The organism is Paenarthrobacter sp. E2MeOHC11 (assembly GCF_058744955.1).
In genome coordinates this window covers 25,068-45,686 of sequence record NZ_CP196674.1, presented here as the reverse complement: position 1 = coordinate 45,686, position 20,619 = coordinate 25,068, and the positions used below count along the sequence as shown (strand labels likewise).

Here is a 20,619-nt window from a genome sequence, read left to right as displayed (position 1 = left end):
AAGCACACCACGCATTGGTCGAGGGCGAAAGATAGCCGAACGTTTTTGCTTTCGAAGTCCACGATCGCGAGAATTTGGAAGGACTTCGAGCTCAAGCCCCACCGTGCCGACGGGTTCAAGCTCTCCAACGATCCGCTGTTCGTGGAGATGGACTACGACGTTTTCGGACTTTACCTGAATCCTCCGGGGTCCACCGTGGATGAGTAGGGTCGGACGGCAGCGCCCTGCCAGTCTTTCGGACGGCGGGTTTCTGCCGCCCGCCTTCCGAACCCGGACGTGCCTATTCCTGAGCATCCGGCTCTCCACATGATCATCCCTATGCTGTTGTGGTCCATGGTGTTGGGATTCGGGTTCCTCGGTATCGGTAGCGTGTATTGGGGACCCGCCACACGCGGAAGGACTCGGCTCCCTCGGAGCGGATCTGCCATTCACCACCGCAAGGTTCAACAGCACCTCTCTGCGCTCGAAGTCCCAGGTCCAGGCCGTGGCCCGGTAGCAGCCCGCGTTTCCGATGATGCCCTGCATGCCCGAGAAACGCACCCCCGACTTCGTCCGGCACGTAACCACAACCCTGTTCGCGGCACTGAACACCGGGGATGCACCATGATCTTCCGCCTGCACCGCAGGCACCGCGCCGCCGAGTTCGGGAAGTTCCTGGCAAACATCGATTCCCACGTCCCGACCGACCTTGACGTGCACCTGATCTGCGACACAAGACCCACAAGACCCCGGCCGTTAGAGAATGGCCTGAGAAGCATCCACGCCTCCAGATCCATTTCCCTCCGACCTACTCCTTCTGGATCAAATAGGTCGAACGGCTCGTCGGATTCGTCACCGACAGCCTCCTGCGCCGCAGCGGGCGCCGACGTGTTCAGGTCCTCGAAGCCGCCATCCGCGACTGCGGCAAATCATGGAACGAGAACCTGGCCCCCTCCATCTTGACCAAGACCGCAGACCAAATCCTCGAATCACTCGGCCGACTGCCGAACCGAATTTCAGGCGCAAAGGACTCTAGTAGGGGGATGGCGGGTAAAGTGCGGTCCAGACCCGGTACCCGTCAGCCTTGTGTATGAATTCTCGCGGCGAGACCCCGTCGGCGGCGAGCCAGAATCCGGAGCCGTCGTGCATTGCATCATCGACAATCCCCTGGCGGTGCAGCTGCCGGTTCAGCCTGATCTCCACCACAAGACCCGGTAGTGCCCGCCAGTCGTCGGCTGGGTAAAGGGCGGCGTCGCGCGTGTCGTTCGTCATGTGGAAACCCTTTTTGCAGTCCCGGGAGTATGGTCCGCCCCGAGTAATTATGAATCGATACAAGTTGGTTAGGGAAAACAGTATGCCGCCCTGAGAGGCGGCATACTGTCCGGGTCAGATGCGGGGATCGACGTGGAACTTCGGGCCAGGTCCGGCGGTGTCTGGCCGCCATCCTCCGAGGACGTCTCCTGCTCTTTCCAGGCCCACGGTGGCGGCAACGAGCGGGCGCGGGTCCACGGCGCCAGAAGCGTAGGCATCGATAGTTCCTGGCAACCCCGCGGAGGCTCCGAGAATGCCGACGGCCGTGACGTCTTTGAGGGCAAGGGTCCGGGTGTCAATGACGCTCGGGGAGCCGGCCAGCCCGACGTAGACGACTTTGCGGGCCGGCTCGACCAGTTCAATGGCGAGTGCGGGGAGGGTGGGCGCGTTGGAGGCTTCGATCACGGCGTCCCAGGGGAGTGGCGGAAGAGTGTCGGCGGTCCAGGCACCCTCAAAGCCGAGGGTCCGGGCGAAGCTCAGTGAGCGCGGCGAGCGGCCCATGAGATGGACTTCGGCTCCGGCGGCCTTGGCGAATTGAGCAGCCAGAAGTCCTATGGTCCCTGTTCCGAGGACGAGCACGCGGTCGCCGGGCCCGGCGTCCGTGGCTTCGACTGAACGCAGAGCGTTGCCTCCCGGCTCGACCATGGCTCCAGCCGCCGCGTCGACGGTGTCCGGCAGTGGAACGAGGGAAGAGGCGGGCACGGCCAGTTGTTCGGCCAGCGCGCCCGGCCAGCCCCCGCGGACGCCGATTTCGAAGCGGGCATCACATACGTGGTGGCGCCCGGACAAGCAGCGCGGGCAGGAGCCGCACCCGAGCATCGTGTCACCGGTCGTCCTGCGACCAAGCCAATCCGGGTGGACGCCTTCTCCGATTCCTGTGACGACTCCGCACCACTCGTGGCCGAGCCGTATCGGATATTGGGCATGTCCGGTGCGCAGGTACGACATCTCTCCCGTGAAGAATTCCATGTCGGTGCCGCAAACACCGACGCGCTCGACATCTATGACGACCTGGCCAGGCATCGGCGTGGGGGCCTTGACGTCCTGTATTTCAAACTCTTTTGGCCCGGTTAGTACAAAGGCTTTCATGGCCGCGCCCTAGCGTGGTGCCAGGACAAGTTGACGCTGGCTTCCAAGGCCGTCGATGCCCAGCTCCATGACATCTTGCGGTTGCAGCCATACAGGCGGGTTGAAGCCCATGCCGACGCCGGGAGGGGTGCCCGTGTTGATGAGATCGCCGGGCTCCAGCACCAGGAACTGGCTGAGGTAGTGGACGATGAAATGTGGGTCGAAGATCATGGTTGACGTGGACCCGGTTTGACGGCGGACTCCGTTGATGTCCAGCCACATTCCGAGATCTTTCACATCGCCTATCTCATCCGGTGTCACGAGCCAGGGACCGGCCGGGTTGAAGGTCTCGGCTGACTTTCCCTTGGCCCACTGGCCGTTGCGTTCGAGCTGGAAGGCCCGCTCACTGACGTCGTTGACGACGACATACCCGGCGATAGCGGCTTCGGCGTCCTCGACACTCTCCAGATAGCTGGTGCGCTGCCCGATGACTATGCCGAGTTCGACCTCCCAGTCGGGCTTGGTTGCGCCTCGGGGGATCCGAACCTCGTCGTAGGGTCCGATCAGCGTGTTGGGGGATTTCGTGAAGAGGATGGGCTCGGATGGCACGTCCTGGCCTGTCTCCGCCGCGTGGTCGCTGTAGTTCAGGCCGATGCAGAGAATCTGATGGGGGCGGGCGATCGGTGCGCCGATTCTTTCGCCGGCAAACTGCCGGGTCTGTCCCTCGGCGACGCGTTGGTGAACGATAGGGCCAAGGCGTGCAATGCCGTCGGAACCGAAAAAGTCCTCATCGAAGTCGGGGACGAGATCCGATACGTCGACATAGTCCCGGTCCGTGAGCCTGACAACGGGCTTTTCGGAACCGGGGGCTCCGATGCGCATAAGGTGCATGGTTTTCTCCTGTTTGGATGGAAAGTAGTGGGAGTCTTACGAGGTGAAGTATGGAGAAGGCCGCTGGAGGGACGTCTGAGCCCAAGCTCCGGACCAAGGTGTGGTCGGCAGGCCGGTTGTTCCGACCCGGGCTGTAAAAATCCGGCCTGACAGGGGGAATTGTTTCAGCTGCGCCGGGGTAAGATCCTTGCGCGCTGTCGTGATCATCAGGACGTCCCGGTCGGGGCCGACGAAAGCGACGCTGGATGTGTGGGGGGCGGGTACTTCTACCACCGACAGGAGCATCCCGTCTGGCTGGTAGCAGCGAACTTCGCCGGTTCCCCACACTGCTACCCAGAGATTGCCGTCGATGTCGATGCAGATGCCATCCGGATACCCGTCGGTGAGGTGCACGTGCGTCCTTGCAGGGCCGCATGTTCCGGTCAATGCGTCGTAGCTGCGGACCCAGACCGTTGAAGTGCTCGTATCTACGTTGTAGAAGGAGGATCCGTCGGACGACCAGGCGAGGCCGTTGGACAGTCCAAGCGTATCTTCGAGGACCGTCTGGCTACCGTCGTCCTCTATCCGAAGGAGCGTCTCGTCCCGGGTGTGGGCCGTGTCTAAGGACAGGGTCCCGATAACGAAACGACCGGCCGGGTCGACCGCGCCGTCGTTTGACCGGCTCGCTTTGCCTTCGGGTACGATCCGGGGCCCCAGCAGCCGGTCCCCTGATGGCAGGAGGACTATTAGGTGTTCCTGGGCGGCGACCACAAGGCTTCCGTCGTTGGCCGGGGCGACGGCGCCCACCATGCATGGGAAAAGGTGGGTGGCGGTGGTGTCGATGCGCTCTCCGACTAGCCTGCCTTCCATGACTTCACAGTTCAGGATGTCCACCCACAGGATTCGTTGCCCGGCGGCGTCCCAGACCGGCCCTTCCCCAAGTTCGAATGCGGACGTGGACGCTACGCGGGCGGTGTATCGGGCGGGCATCATTCCCTGTCCTCCGCAGCACGTCCTTGCGTTATCAGTAGAATATTCGGCAGGTCATCGATAAGTTTCTGCAGCGGCGTCCGGTACGCCAGTGCGCTGATACTGATCGCCCCGCTGGGCACGGTCGGCGATAGCAGAAAAACAGGCACGGCCACGCAGTTGATTCCCGGCTCGTTTTCCTGGTCGTCGATGCTGTAGCCGCGTTCGCGGATGCGCTCAAGTTCTTCGTGGAGTTCCTCGACGGTGGCCTTGGTGTGCTCGGTGGGCCGTTCCAGAGGACGGTCGCCCACCCATGCCCGGACAGCGTCGATCGTTGGAAGGCTGAAGGCGAGCAGCATTTTTCCGACGCCTGTCGCATGGGCGGGGTTGCGTCCACCCACGGTTGACGTCAGGCGGACCGCGCCCGCGGGAGGGTCGGTTTTGGCCCGGTACACCACGGAACGTCCGTCCAGTACTGCGTAGTGGACTGTCTCGCCGTGGCGCTCTGCCAAAGTTTCCAGGATCCCTTGAACCCGGATGTGGTCCGGGCGGGCTTCGTGGTGGGCGAAGGCCATGCGCAGGAACTCATCGCCGATGACGTAGTGGCCGCGGCCGTTCTGGGCGGCATAGCCCGCCCGTCGCAGGGACGCCAGGGCGCGGTGGACGGTCGGCTTGGGACTTGCGACTGCCTTCGCTATCTCGTCCAGTCCGATTCCGTCAGGGTAGCGGGCAAGTTCAGTCAGGACCGCCAGTACGCGGTCTGAGCCGACTATGCGTTCGTCGCTTGCCTGTTCCACTTGGTCTCCGTTTCGAGTAGTCTTTCTTCTAGTTTCAAATAATAGACTCAAATTCCAAGAAATGGAAGTGTGGAAGATGGTAGAGCGCCGAAGCTCAGAATGGTATGCCGGAGATGACAGGAATGCGTACATCCACCGGGCGTGGATGCGGCGTGGCCTTCCCGGCAACGCTTTTGACGGCCGGCCCCACATCGCCATCGCCAACACCGCTTCGGACCTCACTCCCTGCAACTCCCATTTCAACGAGGTCGCCGAGAGCGTCAAACAGGGAGTCTACGAAGCAGGCGGCATCCCCTTGAACATGCCCGTCATCTCCCTTGGTGAAACGCAGGTCCGCCCTACGGCGATGCTGTGGCGCAACATGATGGCCATGGCAACCGAAGAAATGATCCGCGCTAACCCGATTGACGGCGTGGTCCTTCTCGGCGGCTGTGACAAAACAATTCCCGCTCTGCTCATGGCCGCAGCGTCTGTTGATCTGCCGGCGGTTGTGATCCCGGGCGGCCCAATGCTCACCGGGACCTTCCAGGGAACAGCCCTGGGGTGCGGTACAGACGTGTGGCGGCTGAGCGAAGAGGTGCGGGGCGGGACGCTGTCCGAAGCACAGTTCCTCAAATCTGAGTCTTCCATGATCCGCAGCCGTGGACACTGCAACACGATGGGGACGGCCTCAACGATGTCCCTCGTTGCCGAGGCTCTCGGCACAATCATCCCCGGGCTGGCAGGCACGCCTGCCCCTGACAGCAGGCTCCTGGAAGCCTCGCACGAGTCAGGCCGGCTCGCCGTGGAGCTCGTCACCGCTAACCGGCGGCCCAGCGACATCATTACTCGCGCGTCATTCCACAATGCCATCGTTACACTGGCGGCGATCGGAGGCTCAACCAACGCAGTAGTGCACCTCCTGGCCATCGCCGGCCGGCTCGGACTCGACCTCACGCTCGACGACTTCGACCGCATCGGCGCCCACGTCCCCCTGCTGGTGAACCTCCAACCGGCCGGCAAGTACCTGATGGATGATTTCCACCGCGCCGGAGGGCTGCTCTCCGTGCTCCGCGAAGTCCGCGATCTCCTGGACCCCACTGCTTTGACAGTCACCGGCAAACCACTCGTTGACTACCTAGACGAGGCGCGGATCTGGGACCCAGAAGTCATCAGGGTCCGAGAGGCTCCGCAGCAGGTCGACGCCGGCATCGCAGTGCTCAGAGGCAACCTCGCCCCCGGAGGCGCGATCATCAAGCCCGCTGCTGCCTCTCCGCATCTCCTGAAACACCGGGGGAAAGCAGTCGTGTTCGACAGCATCGAAGACATGCATGACCGCATGGATCACCCGGACCTGGACGTCGATGAAAATTCAGTCCTGATCCTGAGGGGTTGCGGGCCCAAGGGTTATCCGGGGATGCCGGAAGTGTCCAACATGCCGCTGCCCAAGAAGCTCCTTGAAAAGGGAGTCCGGGACATGGTGCGCATTTGTGACGGCAGGATGAGCGGAACTGCGTATGGAACGGTCGTCCTGCATGTCACTCCCGAAGCTGCGGCCGGCGGCCCGCTCTCCGTCGTCCAGACCGGCGACTACATCGTTCTTGATGTCCCGGCCCGGACGCTCAACATCGACGTCCCCCAAGAAGAGCTCGATCAGAGGCGCCCGAACGGGGCAACTGTTAGCGGCTTCGCCAGCCCAAAGCGCGGCTGGGAGCGTCTCTATGTAGACCATGTCATGCAGGCCGACAGCGGGGCCGATCTGGACTTCCTCGTCGGTTCAAGCGGCGACAAGGTTTCCCGCGAATCGCACTAGTGCCGCAAGCCGGCCCCTGACCCAGTGGCCCTGCCCGGCACCCACAACGACCTTAAAGGACAGCAGTTGAGCAGCACGGCAACATCTAGGGGTTCGCGCATCGAACCCACCCAGCGAACCCTTCTGGAGGCGCTGAATACTGCAGCACCCGGATCCGTCCGGAGCAGGTCTCTTGACCGGCTTGCCTATGCGCACGATGCCTCGCACTATCTCCTCACGCCCAAAGCTGTGGTGATTCCGGACGGCGCCGCCGAAGTTGCGGCCCTGTTTACCGCCAGCGCCGCACACGGGGTTCCGCTGACCTTCCGCTCCGGCGGGACCAGCCTTAGCGGACAGTCCTCAACGGACGGCGTCCTCGTCGACAGCCGGCGCAATTTCAGGGAAATCGAGGTGCTCGACAACGGCGCGCGGGTCCGCGTTCAACCGGGCGCTACCGTGCGGCAGGTCAATGCCAGACTTACGCAGTACGGACGCAAGCTCGGTCCTGATCCGGCAAGCGAATCCGCCTGCACCATCGGCGGAGTGGTGGCCAACAACTCCAGCGGAATGGCCTGTGGAACGGAGTTCAATACATACAGGACCCTGGAATCGGCCATACTTGTGCTCTCTACCGGGACAGTCATCGATACCGGTATTAGTGACGCCGATGCACGGCTGCGTGCGCTTGAACCGAATCTCCATGAGGGCCTGATCCGTCTCCGTGACCGCGTCCGTGGGAACCCCTGGTCCCTGAAGACGATAGCGAAGCAATACGCCATCAAGAACACGATGGGGTACGGGCTCAACTCCTTCGTCGATTACGACCGCCCCGTCGACATTCTCACCCATCTGGTGGTCGGCAGCGAGGGTACGCTGGCGTTCGTCGCCGAAGCCACCTTCAGGACAGTCCCCGCGGCCACCCATCACGCTACGGGCCTGCTCCTTTTTGACGATCTCCGCGGAGCCACGGGCTCGCTGCCGGAGCTGGTCGCGTCGGGTTTCTCCACGATCGAACTGCTCGATGCAACCAGTCTTCGGGTCGCCCAGCGCGACCCTGAAGCCAACGAAACGCTGAGGGCCATCGCCGTTAAAGACCACGCCGCCCTGCTGGTCGAATTCCAGGAAACCTCCGCGGAATCACTGTCGGACCGGGTTACGTCCGGCACACGTACTCTCGCAGGTCTTCCGCTGGCGGGACCCGGGACGATGAGCAGCGACGCCCGGACCCGGGCGGGGCTGTGGCACATCCGCAAAGGGCTGTACGCCACTGTAGCCGGCAACAGACCTTCCGGAACCACGGCCCTCCTTGAAGACATCGCCGTTCCGGTGGATGCGCTCCTGGAAACCTGCGAGTCGCTCGTGAAACTCTTCGACAAGCACGGCTACGAAGAAAGTGTGATCTTCGGCCACGCCAAAGACGGCAATATCCATTTCCTCCTCAACGAGCGATTCGACCAGACACGCCACCTGAACAGGTATGCGGCCTTCACTGAAGACATGGTCCAGCTGGTACTGGGCCACGGCGGAACACTTAAAGCCGAACACGGCACCGGAAGGATCATGGCCCCGTTCGTCCGGCGCCAATACGGCGACGAACTCTACGAAGTAATGCTGGGGGTCAAAGAGCTCTGCGATCCCCGCGGCCTGCTGAACCCGGGGATTCTGCTCAACGAAGACCCCGCTTCCTACATCTCGCACCTCAAGGTCACTCCCGCGGTGGAGAAGGAAGTCGACCGGTGCGTCGAATGCGGATACTGCGAGCCGGTCTGCCCGAGCAAGGACCTCACCCTCACCCCCAGGCAGCGGATCGTCCTCAGGCGAGAAATTGCCACCGCCGAATCCGCCGGTGACACGGCCCTTTTGCGTGAACTCCAGGCCGACTACCAGTACTCCGGCGTGGACACCTGCGCCGTGGACGGAATGTGCCAGACAGCCTGCCCGGTGCTCATCGACACCGGCGACCTGGTACGCCGGCTCAGGGCAGAACAGCGCGGCCCGCTGGAACAAGCCGGTTGGAAGCAGGCCGCCAAACACTGGAAAGGTGCCAGCACAGTGGGGGCGTTCGCGCTCAGCGCCGTCAAGAAGCTCCCCGCGCCGCTCGTCACCGGAGTCGCCGCAACCGCCCGGGCCGTACTCGGCGACGAGACCATCCCCCTGTGGGAGAAAGATCTTCCCCGCGGAGGAACGCCACGGCTGTCCAGATTCAGCGCCAGTGCTGAAGCTGTGTATTTTTCAGCCTGCATCGGGGCGATGTTCGGCCCCGCAGAAGGAGCTCCCGGCGTCAGCTCAGCGCTGCTTGAGCTTTGCGATCGCACGGGAACACAGGTCATGGTTCCGGAAGGAATCGGCAGCATGTGCTGCGGAACGCCGTGGAAATCCAAAGGCCTCAGCTCCGGATACGAAGAAATGAAGAGCAGGGTGCTGCCGGCCCTATGGGAAGCAACGGACCACGGCAGACTCCCCGTCGTCTGCGATGCCTCCTCCTGCACTGAAGGCCTGGAGCGGCTCCTGAACGCAGCGGACGAAGAATACCCCGGCCTTCGGATTGTCGATGCGGTCACATTCGTGGACCAGGTCGTCATGCCACGGCTGACAATCACTGCGCGCTTGGAGTCCCTGGCCATCCACCCCACCTGTTCCTCAACGCAGCTCGGAACCAACGATGCTATCCAGCGCATCGGAGCTGCTGTCTCAGACGAAGTCTTCATCCCTAAGGACTGGGGATGCTGTGCCTTCGCGGGGGACCGCGGAATGCTTCATCCCGAATTGACTGCATCTGCCACCCGGCGGGAGGCGGAAACAGTCACGAGCAGACAGTTCAGCGCCTATGCCTCGACCAACCGCACCTGCGAACTCGGAATGACGCGGGCAACAGGGCAGCAGTATCAGCACCTGCTGGAAGTGATCGTAAAGGCCAGCCGCCCAGTTGAAACAAAACCCGCACCCAAGTCATTGACACCCAAAAATGAAAGGTGAGCCATGCGCGCACTTGTCCTGAAAGAATTCGGCCAACTTGAAGTCGAAGAGATTCCCTCCCCGGCGCCTCGGCCCGGCGAAGCCCAGCTGTCCATCATCGCCACCGGAATCTGCGGATCGGACATCCACGGATTTACGGGGAAGAACGGTCGTCGCGTCCCCGGGCAGATCATGGGCCACGAATCGGTAGGACGCATCATTGCCCTGGGAGAAGGAACGGCGCACCTTGGCCTGGAAATCGGCGCCCTTGCAACATTCAATCCGGTGATCTTGCCGGTGGAGGACCTGATCACCTTCTCCGGACGCGAACAGCACTCCCCAAACAAACAGGTCATCGGCGTCGCCTCCGAAATTGTGTCCGCGTTCGCGCAACAGATCTCCGTCCCTGCACGGAACGTTGTACCCCTGCCGGAGACAATGCCCGTCTCCTACGGGGCACTCATCGAACCCATTGCCGTCGCCTTTCACGCTGTCCGACGCGCCGGCGTAAAGACCGGTGATCAGGTTCTTATAATCGGCGGAGGGCCCATCGGCCAGTCCGTGATCCTTGCAGCGTTCCGCGAGGGCGCGACCGCAGTCCTCGTCAGCGAGATTGACCCCAGCAGGAGGGCCTTGTGCGAGCTGCTTGGGGCAACAACGATCTCACCGGGCGACACCCCACTCGCTGGCCAGGTTGAAAGCACCTTCGGCTCGCTTGCCGACGTGACACTGGATGCCGTGGGAATCTCCCCGACCCTGGGCGACGCGTTGCTCTCAACCGCCTTCGGCGGCACGGTCTGCCTCGTCGGGATGGGCAGCCCGGAACTCAAACTTGACGCCTTCCGCGTCAGCACCGAGGAACGATCACTGGTCGGGAGCTTCTCCTACACAGTGCAGGACTTTCAGGACGCCGCAGATTGGGTGGCAACAGGCCCCGACGAGCTGGCCGCCCTGATTTCCCGCGAAGTGAGCCTGGAGGAAGCACAGGACGCTTTCGCCGGGCTCGCCCGGATGGACGGGACACCGGGAAAAGTCCTGGTCCGCCTCCAATAAGAAACCCCCGAGCACCCCACAACTCATTCCACTGAGGCTACAAACAGACGGCTCGCCGGATACCGGCCTGCGGCCATTCGGGGTCATACACCACTACTGGTGGTAAAAATCACAAGGAGGATAGTATAGGCAAGAAAATTTCCATCTATTCGATCAGCACTCCGATTAAATGAATTACGAGCAGGCGTGGATTTGGGCCGAGCACATCGCTGCGACTCGGCCCCTTCAGGATGCTTCACGGGAAAACAGTCCGAGCGGCCACCTGTTGCACAGGACGGCGTGGCGCTGCCAATGGCAGCGGCAGAACGTCGGCGGTGTGAACAAATCGAAATCCTGCGCAACTCTGACAAGGAAGTCTTATGTCCCGAACTGTAGAAAACTTTGATGCCGACTGGTCGGTCCGACTCGGCGAATTCGATACGCCGCCCCGGAAGACGACATCAAAAGGTACCACCACCGGGGGATTCTCCGACCTCGCGCTTGACGAAATTCCCGAAACCGCACCGGCCGACATCATCGAATCCTTCGGACCGGGCTTCCAGACCCGGACCATTAAAGCCCAGTCCGCACGAGACCTCTGGACGCCCGTCACACTTCCACACGACTGGCGCATCGAACTCCCGCAGACCCAGGACCATCCGGAGCGCGAAGACTACCCCCGGACATGGCAGGGATACTTCCCCAGCGGGGTCGCTTACTACCGCAAGAGCTTCACCCGGCCCCTGCCCATGGCCGGAGAGCGAGTCCAGCTCACATTCGACGGAGTCGCGACGCATTCGGATTACTGGATCAACGGCTTCTACCTCGGGTCCCACACTTCGGGATACTCGCCGGTCACTTTCGACATAACGGAATTCCTTCGCGACGACGCCGAGGGCGGAAATGTCCTTCTCGTCCGCACCGACACAACGGAAGCCGAGGGATGGTGGTATGAAGGCGGTGGAATGTACCGCCACGTGTGGCTTCACACCCTGAACCCCGTACACGTGGCACGCGACGGCGTGTTCGTCAGCACTCCGCACGTTGAAACACACCGCGCCACCGTCGTCGTTGATGTTGAAATCGCGAACGAGTCTTCTGAAAATGCGGACCTCGAGATCGCAGTCAGCGTCGCAGACCCGGAAGGTGTAACTGTTGACAACAAGACCGTCACCCTCAATGTCCCGGCACTGGAGACCGCTCGGTCTGCCGTCGAGTTCGTGGTGGCCGACCCCACGCTGTGGGACATCGGTGAGGGGCATCTGTACCGGGCCGAAGTGGCGGTCCGCAGCCAGGGTCAGACGACCGATGCCGTTACGGAGGAATTCGGCATCCGATCCCTGGCATGGGCGGCCGATGGCTTCCGAATCAACGGTCGGCTGCAAAAAATCTACGGCGTGAATATCCACCAGGACTTCGCAGGACTGGGGGTGGCCCTGCCGGATCGGATCGTTGAGGCCAAGCTGGAGCTTCTGGCTGAAATGGGCGTCAACGCCGTCAGGAGTGCGCACCACCCCGCCACCCCTGAACTTGTCCGGCACGCGGACAGGATGGGTCTGCTGGTCCTTCCCGAGAACCGGGCCTTGAGCACAGCGCCCGCCCAGCTCGATTTTCTCGCTTCCCATGTACGCCGGTTCCGGAGTAACCCGTCAATTCTCATGTGGAGTCTTGAGAACGAGGAACTGAACCTGGAGGGCCGGCGCCTCGGCACCGCACTGCTTCGCCGCCTCGCGGCGGTAACGAAGAAACTGGATCCGACGCGGGCCACAACCGTCGGAGGGGTCGTCGGTCTTACCGACCCTGAATTTTACGGGTCGGTGGACGTCGTAGGAATGCACTACCAGGCCATTTTCGGCAGTCTGGAACAATCGCTAGCCGCACTGCCGGACAAGCCCCACGTCGAGGATGAGGAGGGGCTGTTCGCGTCAACCCGCGGCGTGTACGAAAAGGATCCACTCAACCGGCCAACGGCGTTCTTCACCTTGGCGGACCTGACTGCAGAGATGGGGGAGATGGACACCCCCGAAGAAATGATCGACTCAAGCAACGAGGTCTCCTCCGACATCGCCGCGTCGATGCATACGGTCTTCACCCACCCCAAGCTCGCCGGTGCCTTCATTTGGACCGGCCTGGATTATCTCGGTGAACCAACGGGGAGTTGGCCGGCGGTTTCAGCGGCATACGGCGCCCGTGACCTGATCGGCATCCCCAAGGACTACTACTGGCTGCTCCGGGCCCTGTACCGGGACGAACCGATAGTCCATGCGTTCCCTCATTGGAGCTGGGCTGGCCGGGAGGGCCAGCGTCTCCCGTTCCGGATCTATTCCAATGTCGACGAGGTTGAGGTTCTGGTGAACGGTCAGATTATTGACCGGCGGCCGGTCACCGCCGGTTCTGCCCGGTTCGAGGAAGGCATCACTTACGTCCCTGGTGAGCTCCTTGTCAAGGGATACCGCGGCGGGGAACTCGTCGCAGAACACGAGCAGCACACCGCCGGAGCAGCAGCCGCACTCCTTCTGAGTGCCGATCGAACCGTCCTCGCCGCATCCGGCGACGATGTCGCCGTCATCAGGGTGGCCGTTGTCGATGAACGCGGCCTGCTAGTCCCCACAGCGAACCATCCCCTCCGCTTCGAGGTCACGGGTTCAGGAGCGCTGATCGGTGTAGGCAATGGGGACCCATCGAGCACCGAGCCGCATAAGGCTTCCGGCCGTCTTGCATTCAACGGCTGGGCGGCCGCCATCGTCCAAGGCACCAAAGACGAAGGAGCGCTGACGGTGTCAGTCAGTGCCGAAGGTCTTCCCCGGCAGTCCATTACGCTCACCGTGTCCTCGACTGAGCCGACTCATCTTGTCCATATCGCTGCCGATGAATCCGAGGGGCCAGCGGGATCCCACAGGACTTTCGGCACAACGGCACCTGCGAATGCCGGCAACGGATCGCACACCGATGCAGAGTCGGACGCCGTGACTGCATCGCGGTAGTCACAGTCGACGCCGAAGCGGCCTCTGGAAATCGTGCTCGTCTCCATGAGATCACCTTTCCGGAGGCCGCCCTCATGTAACCCCTGAGGGCATCAGGCTGGACCGCGCAACCTTTGCATATCGCCCTGGGGGCGGATTAGCGTGGCGGGCTGCAGGGTTTCCGCGACCGTACGACGGCCGTGTCTGAAGTGGACTTGACGCACATCACACCTCAGACTATTCTCACCTTCAAGACATATTCCGATTATACGATCAAAATTCCAATTAGCGGAATATGCGCCCTGGATTCATCCTTTACGGACTCAATGGAGAGCAAAATGACCAAAACAACAGAGGCGTTGGACCCATCGCTGGCCATTGCCGGAGGCTCCCCCAGTGTGGCCTCGCCTGATTCGATAAAGGAGGCGGCCTCAACGGCCCGACCCGCGACCCGCGGGTTGTCGTTCTGGCTGCCCGTCCAGATGATCATTGCTGCTGCGGGAACACAAGCCGTCGCCGGCGTCCTTCTCCCCAACCAACTGACCGTTCTGGACGCGCCCAATAAGGTGACCAACCTTGCCGTTGTCACGACGGTGTCGCTGGTGGTTGCACTCCTTACACAACCGCTGATTGGTGCCCTGTCTGACCGGACCCGCTCATCGCTGGGCCGGCGCGCACCGTGGATGCTGATCGGTGCGCTCGTCGCCGCCCTGGCACTCATCGGAATGGGAGCTGCGACCTCCATCGTGTGGATCGCCGTTCTGTGGACGATCGCATCGGCGGGCCTGAACGCCCTCCTGGGCAGCTTCACGGCCGTAATGCCGGACAGGTACCCACGCGAGAAGCGGGCCGTCGCGTCGGCCCTGATCGGATTTGGCCAGTTGATCGGTGGCGTGGGAGCCACCATCGGAGCCGCGATGCTCGCGTCCAGCCTCGGCCTGGCCTACACTGTGTTCGGCATCCTGGTTGTCGGGGGAACGGCGCTATTCGTACTGTTCAACCGCGATTTCTCATCCAAGGAGATGCCCAAGGACCCGTTCAAGTGGAAGACCTTTCTGACCGGATTCTGGGTGAGTCCACGAAAGCATCCCGACTTCGCTTGGGGGTTCGCCGCACGACTGCTTTTCATGCTCGGCTACAGCATCAGTTCTGTCTACGGATTCTTCATCCTCACGGATTACATCGGCCTGTCCTTGGCCGAAGCCAACGCCAACGTTGGCCTCCTCGCCGCGGCAGTCGCCCCGACCACGCTGATTAGCATCTTCGTTACCGGGTTCCTCTCGGACAAGCTCCGCCGACGCAAAATCTTTGTCTACATTGCTTCAGCGTTCATGGGTATAGCAATTCTGATCCCGCTCTTCTCACCGACCCTCAGCGGAATGTTCGCCATGTCAGTCGTCCAGGGACTCGGATTCGGCATGTACATCGCCTCCGACACGGCCCTGATGACCGAAGTTCTACCCAAGAACGGAAGCGACGCCGGCAAGGACCTTGGAATCCTCAACATCGCGAATGCTATCCCCGGCGCCATCGCGCCAGCCCTTGCAGCAATCGTCATCAGCACTGCCTTGGGTTACGGGGCACTCTTCGTCATCGGAGCAGCCATTGCGATCCTAGGCGGGCTAGTCATCATCCCCATCAAGAACGTCCGTTAGTTCCAATTGACCAGCTGCCAATGGTTGCGAAAAGTACGCTTCGCAACCACCCGTTGCCTACACGCGCACGAGGATATTTGCCGCCCCCACCCGGATGTCCCTGGGATTGTCGGCAAATCGTGGACAGACTTGATCCGGCAGCTTGTGCCGGCTGAACAGTATCCCTGTCGGAGGAATCATTCGCGTTCCACGTGCGTGCTGTGGCCTATGGCCCAGTGCTGGCCATAGGGCCACGCGCAGCGTCGCTTGGCCTGGGCACTACTGTGGACCGAATCCCCTGCCCAGCCGACCATGAGGCACGAGCGGGTGGCCGACCGCACTCGATACAACCAGCCCTCCCCGGTTCGGAGGTAGGCGGTATTCGAAATCCAGACCGCGTCCAGACGCCGATATCCCACTTCCGGGCCACCATAGCGGGATCGAATCGACCCGCGACTCGCCGATCAGCGCTACTGGGCGAAACGTCCGATGGGGTCCCTTCCAAACCCTGTCGACGCTTGGAGGCGGCCGAGGTCTCCCGGTCAACACTGGCCCCGTTCCGGGACAATTCCGCGTGGATTCGCGGCGCCCCATAGCTCCCGAACGGTTCTGCGTGGGCCTTTCGGGCCTTTCAGACCTTCACATTCCAGTTCACCCGCTCCCCGACCCGCGCCGAGGACTCTAAATGATGTTCGTCGGCGCCCGGCGTCGAAACCGTATCTGGGGCTACCAATTTATGCCGGGCATGCGGTGGACCCGGTCGGTAGCCTTCTCGGCCTCAGCGGCTCGAAGCATCCAGATTCCGCTGCGCGCAGACGAGGAAATCTGTAGCATTTCCGAAGAAGTCCTCATCCACCCGTAATTGCGCGTTGTCACCGCGCAGACCTTCCAGTTCCGGCTTCTCCGCCGCGGGCATTTCAGGAGCCGCCAACCGGGGCCCGTTCCTGGGCAACCCAGCGGCATATCAACTGCGCACCCATCCCGGTTCACCGACCACCGGCATCGGCAACGTACCGAGCGGCCTCCCGCCGATACCGAGTAATCTCACACCGTGGCGTGCTCACACACTCACCTTCCCGCAGGTCCCAGAGATCCCCTACCTCAGGTGTCCAACGAGAGGGGTTAACTTAATTCCGCTATATCCGTCGCGGGAGTGCACGCACCGCTTCCATTATTACGCCGAGCGCTTTCCGCCCCTCCGGTATTGGGGCCAAAGCATGGACATGCATCATTCCAGGGTCCTCCATGTAGCTGACCGTGACCAAGCAGGACTCCAATGATTTGCGAAGGCGTCGGCCCTGATAGACGAGCTGGTCCCGTCCCGCCGCGGTGATCCAGACTGGCGGAAAGCCGTCGAAAGACCCATTGATGGGGCTGACCAAGGGGTCTGACGGGTCAAGGTCTCCGGCATATGCCAGCCCGGATTCCAGCAGCCTGGACCGCTCCAACATGACGTCGCGAGTTTCTATACTCTCAACGTCCAAGTCGGGCATCGTTGCGTCGACCCATGGAGAGAAGAGGACGAGCATGCCCGGCACGGGCGTGGCGTGAGCAATAGCATGTTGGACCATCGCAACCGCCAGTCCGCCTCCGGCAGAGTCCCCAACCACGGCGATTGATTCCGTGGGCCACCGAGCGGTCATTTCCCTATAAATGTCACCGATTCTCGGGACAGTAACGAAAGCCGTTTGGCGAGGCGCCAGCCTGTACGCAACTATCCAAACTTCGGCACTGGTTTCACGTATGAATCTGGCACCGGTTGCCCAGGTCCCCGCCGTAACGTCATCAATGTAACCACCTCCGTGTAGATACAGGACCGCCCTCTCCGGAGTGTCACCCTTGCGGCGAAGAATCGTGACAACGGTGTTTGACACGACCCGCCGTTCAACATCGATGCCTTTGAGAAGCCTGCGTTCGGGCACAGGGTCGGGCCGTCCTGCCACTTCGCTCGCAGCCGCCAGAGCGACTGATTGGCTGATGTCACTCACATTCTTTGTCTGAGCAAGAAGCCAGTTCAGGCCAATAGCCCGAAGTGAGAGTTGGTTCATATTATGTTCTCTCCTGCCAGACCGGGGTCCGAGACCGTCATGTCCAGCTCAGTGATCGGCGTGCTTTTCCGTGGGAGCCGGCACGAACATCGGCGCAGGGCCAGGCGTTCCGGGGTCGATCTCGGAGGCGGACCGGTGGCGTGACCGGAGGGTCGTCCAGGTCAGTTCCTACGATAAGGTCCGTCACCTGCCTCCTGGGCACCCGCGACTGGGGGTGCATTATTGACCGTGCGTGGTCTGACGATTATGCTTCAGTCATCCATTTATTTCAATAAAAGGATTTATATTTCATCTATCAGAATTAGGTGAATCGAATTTTTGATTGTTCGTTGTCGGATCTTCGTCCACACGTCAGCGGGGCCGGGTGTTTGGACTACCGGCAGGCTGGGCGCGTAGAACCGCCGGCGATCAAGTGATTCGAGGCCGCTCAACCCCGGGAAGGGAGAGAGTGAGGCTGGTGCCTACGACCCAGGAACAAGATAATGCCGAGAGAACACCACGAATACCAAGCGACACCAGGTTGCCCCCAATCGTGGATCACTGTCACTTCCCCATCTGTCGATGGACGGTGGCCATCGAATGACATCTGGCGGGCGCTGGGCTTCACCGCAGCGTTTCTGGCAGGGCTTGCCGCTGTTAGCTGCGGAGTCCTTTGGGGGACACTTTGGTTTCTCTTAGCCCGCGAGAAGCCGTCGCAGTATGAGAGCCGAGTTCAAGACATTGAGAGGCGCTTCCAAGATGGAACGCACAGCGGAACGATCCTGTTGACGGGGAGTTCGTACTTCCAGCTCTGGTCAACATCCGACGCTGATCTGGCGCCACTGGACACTGTCAACATCGGCATCGGAGGAACAAAAATCGGCGACCATCTGGCTTACATTGACCGGATGATCGTCCCTTTCCGGCCCCGTGCTTTGCTTGTGTATGCAGGTTCCAACGACATCAACGGCTTCCCATTCATCAGCAAATCCGGACCGACTGTAGCAGAGCGAGTCATTGCATACTTCAACGCCGTGCATGACCGCATCCCCGGACTGCCGATCTACTACGTTTCCATCACCGAAGCACCATCCCGCTCCAACGTCCGCAGCGAAATCCAAGAGGCAAACCGCCTCCTTGCCGAGTATGCGGAGCACCACGGCCACGTCACCTTCATCAACACCGCCCCAACCCTGCTAACGGCCGAGGGAAGGATCGACCGGTCACTCTTCCGCGCCGACCGCCTACACCTCAACGAGCGAGGCTATCGGAAGCTCACCCAAGCCGTCCGCCCTGTCCTCGTCCGTGACCTGACAGTGCCCGGACGAGCCGCAGCAGCCCCGGCGTGACCGGCGGGTAGCCCAGAATGGAAGCCTTACTGTGCCCGGGTCAAGGAACAGGGATACAAAGCGTGGAACCTTGAGGCGATACCAGGTTGAACGTTTACCGGCCGATGGTCACGCACCGTTGGAGAAACAGTTGCTCCACCAAGAATGTGTGCAGACCTTGCCGACGTGTTCGCTTCGAACACTTGCGTACGGCTCTCACTCACGAAGCCACCAAACGACCAAGGAGACAAAATGAGCGAGGCCGAACAGCTTGCTGCCGCCGAGAGTCCATTTGCAGCAGGTATCCGATATCTTGAACAAGGCGGGGCGATCCCTCCAGATAGCCGGACGGACGTAGACACTGCATCCCTAAAAGAGCGGTATCCAGCGCTCCGCGCGGTCGAAACAAGGGACATCTACATTCCAGGCCCTGCGGGCGATGTCCATGTCCGCCTATACGGAAATAGTGCACCGGCCACAATCGGCTTGGTGTGGGTGCATGGAGGGGCGTTCATTGCCGGGGATCTCGACTCTGCGGAGGCCAACTGGGTTGCGATGGCCATCGCCGCAGAGGGGATTTCTGTTCTCTCCATTGACTATACAAAAGCCTTGAATGGAGGTCGATATCCCGCTCCCTCCGATGATGTGCTCGCTGGATGGAAGTGGGCGGCAACCCATCCGGAAACAATCGGGGTCCCGGTTGAGGCGCTTCATCTGGGGGGTGCCAGCGCAGGTGCCGCGCTGGTCGCCAGCAGCGCGCTCCGCCTGCGTGACAGTGGCGGGCCTCTTCCAGCCACCGTCGTTCTCGCATATCCGATCGTCCACGCCAAACTCCCTCCACTTAGTCGTGACATCGCGGCAAAAACGGCTGAAGCTGACCAGACGTCCTTGTTCTCAGCTCAAATGGTTCATGAGATGAACCTAAATTATGTCGGAACAGAATCGAGGTTCGCCGATCCCTACGCCTTCGCTGGTAATGCGGATCTCACCGGTTTCCCGCCGACATACATTCTGAACTCAGAAGTGGACACACTTCGCGCCTCCGGGGAACTCTTCGCCGACCAACTGAAGCGCTCGGGCGTCCACGTTCTACAGGAGACTGAGCCAGGCACCGGCCATGGACATCTGTCCGAGCCGCATTCACCCGGGGGGCGCCTGAGTCTTGAACGGATAGCATCTTGGCTTGTAAATAGCCCTCTGCCATAGAAGATCCCAAGGCCGGCCGAACGTGATCTCAGGACAGTCTGGACTTCTCCCAGTCGCATTGGACAACTCCGGTCTCAAAGGGCGCTTCAAGGTGCCGCGGTACCGGAAATATCTCCGCTCGGCCAACGACTTCGATCGTACGATTGGACGTGATTTCCTGGGTGAGGCAAACGCTGAAAACCCCAGCTATCTTCCATAGGGACGCCGAACGTGCCGTCGTCCACCGTTGTCGTGATCCCCGCCGCCATGTCGTGGCAGCGGGTCAGCAGGTCATTGCATTTTCAGCAATTTGATCGTGAGGAACCTGCCATAGGACGAGGGACGTCAATGGCAAGGCTCCACAATTACACCGCCCTTAACCTGCACGGGAATGCCGGTTTGCCCTCACCTCGTTGACTAAGGAGGTAAGAGGTCACTTGATGGGAGGTGGTCCCGCCAGAAGTGTCGCGGTGAATATCCCAACACTTGCTTTGCCTTTTTACTGGAGATCAGGGACGCGTTGGGTGCCAGGTCCGGCTGTAAGCGTACGTTCGGGAAGCGGTCGGCGGCCAGGTCCCGATGGTCAACCCAGCGGCTTGACATGCCCGCCTTGGAGCCGGAGCGCAGCTGACCTGCAACGGCCCCCGGCCGTTCTGCGAGGATTTCCGTCCCGGAGCCGGAATGCATCAGCCTCGACGCGACGCGCATCACCCTGCCAAGGGCTTGATTC

At 61.5% G+C, this 20,619-nt stretch carries 15 protein-coding genes; 9 read left to right on the top strand and 6 right to left on the bottom strand.

The window, feature by feature from the left end:
- Nucleotides 1–45 precede the first annotated feature (45 nt).
- The gene (locus ACSSVG_RS23545; RefSeq protein ID WP_492419533.1) at nt 46–207 is read left to right on the top strand and encodes a hypothetical protein; all 162 of its coding nucleotides are present in this window, start codon (nt 46–48) and stop codon (nt 205–207) included.
- Between the two features lie 804 nt (nt 208–1,011).
- On the opposite strand, the gene ACSSVG_RS23540 is transcribed toward ACSSVG_RS23545, so the two are convergent.
- The 5 genes from ACSSVG_RS23540 to ACSSVG_RS23520 form a co-directional block, all read right to left on the bottom strand.
- Entirely contained in the window at nt 1,012–1,251 is a 240-nt protein-coding gene (locus tag ACSSVG_RS23540; protein ID WP_492419531.1) for a hypothetical protein, read from the bottom strand.
- A gap of 114 nt (nt 1,252–1,365) precedes the next feature.
- Nucleotides 1,366–2,379: a zinc-dependent alcohol dehydrogenase gene (locus ACSSVG_RS23535; protein WP_492419529.1), complete on the bottom strand. Its 1,014-nt coding sequence runs from the start codon at nt 2,377–2,379 to the stop codon at nt 1,366–1,368.
- Between the two features lie 9 nt (nt 2,380–2,388).
- On the bottom strand, nt 2,389–3,249 hold the full coding sequence (locus tag ACSSVG_RS23530; RefSeq protein WP_492419527.1) for a fumarylacetoacetate hydrolase family protein: 861 nt from the start codon (nt 3,247–3,249) through the stop codon (nt 2,389–2,391).
- Nucleotides 3,250–3,285: 36 nt separating this feature from the next.
- On the bottom strand, nt 3,286–4,221 hold the full coding sequence (locus ACSSVG_RS23525) for an SMP-30/gluconolactonase/LRE family protein (RefSeq protein WP_492419526.1): 936 nt from the start codon (nt 4,219–4,221) through the stop codon (nt 3,286–3,288).
- Nucleotides 4,218–4,994, bottom strand: coding sequence for an IclR family transcriptional regulator (locus tag ACSSVG_RS23520; protein WP_492419524.1), 777 nt, complete (start codon nt 4,992–4,994; stop codon nt 4,218–4,220). Before ACSSVG_RS23520 ends, ACSSVG_RS23525 begins: the two co-directional genes overlap by 4 nt.
- Nucleotides 4,995–5,055: 61 nt before the next feature.
- Here ACSSVG_RS23520 and ACSSVG_RS23515 point away from each other — a divergent pair, with 61 nt between their 5' ends.
- The 6 genes from ACSSVG_RS23515 to ACSSVG_RS23490 all read left to right on the top strand — a co-directional run bounded on the left by ACSSVG_RS23515 (nt 5,056) and on the right by ACSSVG_RS23490 (nt 16,211).
- Complete coding sequence (locus tag ACSSVG_RS23515; RefSeq protein ID WP_492419522.1) at nt 5,056–6,786, top strand: IlvD/Edd family dehydratase; 1,731 nt, start codon at nt 5,056–5,058, stop codon at nt 6,784–6,786.
- A gap of 66 nt (nt 6,787–6,852) precedes the next feature.
- Nucleotides 6,853–9,741, top strand: coding sequence for an FAD-binding and (Fe-S)-binding domain-containing protein (locus ACSSVG_RS23510; RefSeq protein WP_492419506.1), 2,889 nt, complete (start codon nt 6,853–6,855; stop codon nt 9,739–9,741).
- Between the two features lie 3 nt (nt 9,742–9,744).
- Nucleotides 9,745–10,773 carry a zinc-dependent alcohol dehydrogenase gene (locus tag ACSSVG_RS23505; protein ID WP_492419504.1) on the top strand — a complete coding sequence of 343 codons (1,029 nt, stop codon included), beginning with the start codon at nt 9,745–9,747 and terminating at the stop codon, nt 10,771–10,773.
- A 359-nt stretch (nt 10,774–11,132) separates the two neighbouring features.
- Complete coding sequence (locus tag ACSSVG_RS23500) at nt 11,133–13,736, top strand: glycoside hydrolase family 2 TIM barrel-domain containing protein (protein WP_492419502.1); 2,604 nt, start codon at nt 11,133–11,135, stop codon at nt 13,734–13,736.
- A gap of 317 nt (nt 13,737–14,053) precedes the next feature.
- Nucleotides 14,054–15,370: an MFS transporter gene (locus tag ACSSVG_RS23495; RefSeq protein ID WP_492419500.1), complete on the top strand. Its 1,317-nt coding sequence runs from the start codon at nt 14,054–14,056 to the stop codon at nt 15,368–15,370.
- A 664-nt stretch (nt 15,371–16,034) separates the two neighbouring features.
- Nucleotides 16,035–16,211 carry a hypothetical protein gene (locus ACSSVG_RS23490; protein ID WP_492419498.1) on the top strand — a complete coding sequence of 59 codons (177 nt, stop codon included), beginning with the start codon at nt 16,035–16,037 and terminating at the stop codon, nt 16,209–16,211.
- A 274-nt stretch (nt 16,212–16,485) separates the two neighbouring features.
- Here the strand turns inward: ACSSVG_RS23490 and ACSSVG_RS23485 are convergent, their stop codons facing one another.
- On the bottom strand, nt 16,486–17,397 hold the full coding sequence (locus ACSSVG_RS23485) for an alpha/beta hydrolase fold domain-containing protein (protein ID WP_492419497.1): 912 nt from the start codon (nt 17,395–17,397) through the stop codon (nt 16,486–16,488).
- 764 nt (nt 17,398–18,161) lie between these two features.
- On the opposite strand from ACSSVG_RS23485, the gene ACSSVG_RS23480 reads away from it, so the two are divergent.
- Nucleotides 18,162–18,725 carry a GDSL-type esterase/lipase family protein gene (locus ACSSVG_RS23480; protein WP_492419495.1) on the top strand — a complete coding sequence of 188 codons (564 nt, stop codon included), beginning with the start codon at nt 18,162–18,164 and terminating at the stop codon, nt 18,723–18,725.
- Nucleotides 18,726–18,956: 231 nt separating this feature from the next.
- A complete protein-coding gene (locus ACSSVG_RS23475; protein ID WP_492419493.1) occupies nt 18,957–19,910 on the top strand; it encodes an alpha/beta hydrolase in 954 nt (317 codons plus the stop codon).
- Nucleotides 19,911–20,619: the final 709 nt, after the last annotated feature.

Bases quoted from the DNA above. Each gene is read 5' to 3' on its own strand.
- ACSSVG_RS23495 (WP_492419500.1), top strand. From the start codon at position 14,054: ATGACCAAAACAACAGAGGCGTTGGACCCATCGCTGGCCATTGCCGGA.
- ACSSVG_RS23515 (WP_492419522.1), top strand. From the start codon at position 5,056: ATGGAAGTGTGGAAGATGGTAGAGCGCCGAAGCTCAGAATGGTATGCC.
- ACSSVG_RS23490 (WP_492419498.1), top strand. From the start codon at position 16,035: ATGATGTTCGTCGGCGCCCGGCGTCGAAACCGTATCTGGGGCTACCAA.
- ACSSVG_RS23535 (WP_492419529.1), bottom strand. From the start codon at position 2,379: ATGAAAGCCTTTGTACTAACCGGGCCAAAAGAGTTTGAAATACAGGAC.
- ACSSVG_RS23530 (WP_492419527.1), bottom strand. From the start codon at position 3,249: ATGCACCTTATGCGCATCGGAGCCCCCGGTTCCGAAAAGCCCGTTGTC.
- ACSSVG_RS23525 (WP_492419526.1), bottom strand. From the start codon at position 4,221: ATGATGCCCGCCCGATACACCGCCCGCGTAGCGTCCACGTCCGCATTC.
- ACSSVG_RS23485 (WP_492419497.1), bottom strand. From the start codon at position 17,397: ATGAACCAACTCTCACTTCGGGCTATTGGCCTGAACTGGCTTCTTGCT.
- ACSSVG_RS23475 (WP_492419493.1), top strand. From the start codon at position 18,957: ATGAGCGAGGCCGAACAGCTTGCTGCCGCCGAGAGTCCATTTGCAGCA.
- ACSSVG_RS23540 (WP_492419531.1), bottom strand. From the start codon at position 1,251: ATGACGAACGACACGCGCGACGCCGCCCTTTACCCAGCCGACGACTGG.
- ACSSVG_RS23500 (WP_492419502.1), top strand. From the start codon at position 11,133: ATGTCCCGAACTGTAGAAAACTTTGATGCCGACTGGTCGGTCCGACTC.
- ACSSVG_RS23505 (WP_492419504.1), top strand. From the start codon at position 9,745: ATGCGCGCACTTGTCCTGAAAGAATTCGGCCAACTTGAAGTCGAAGAG.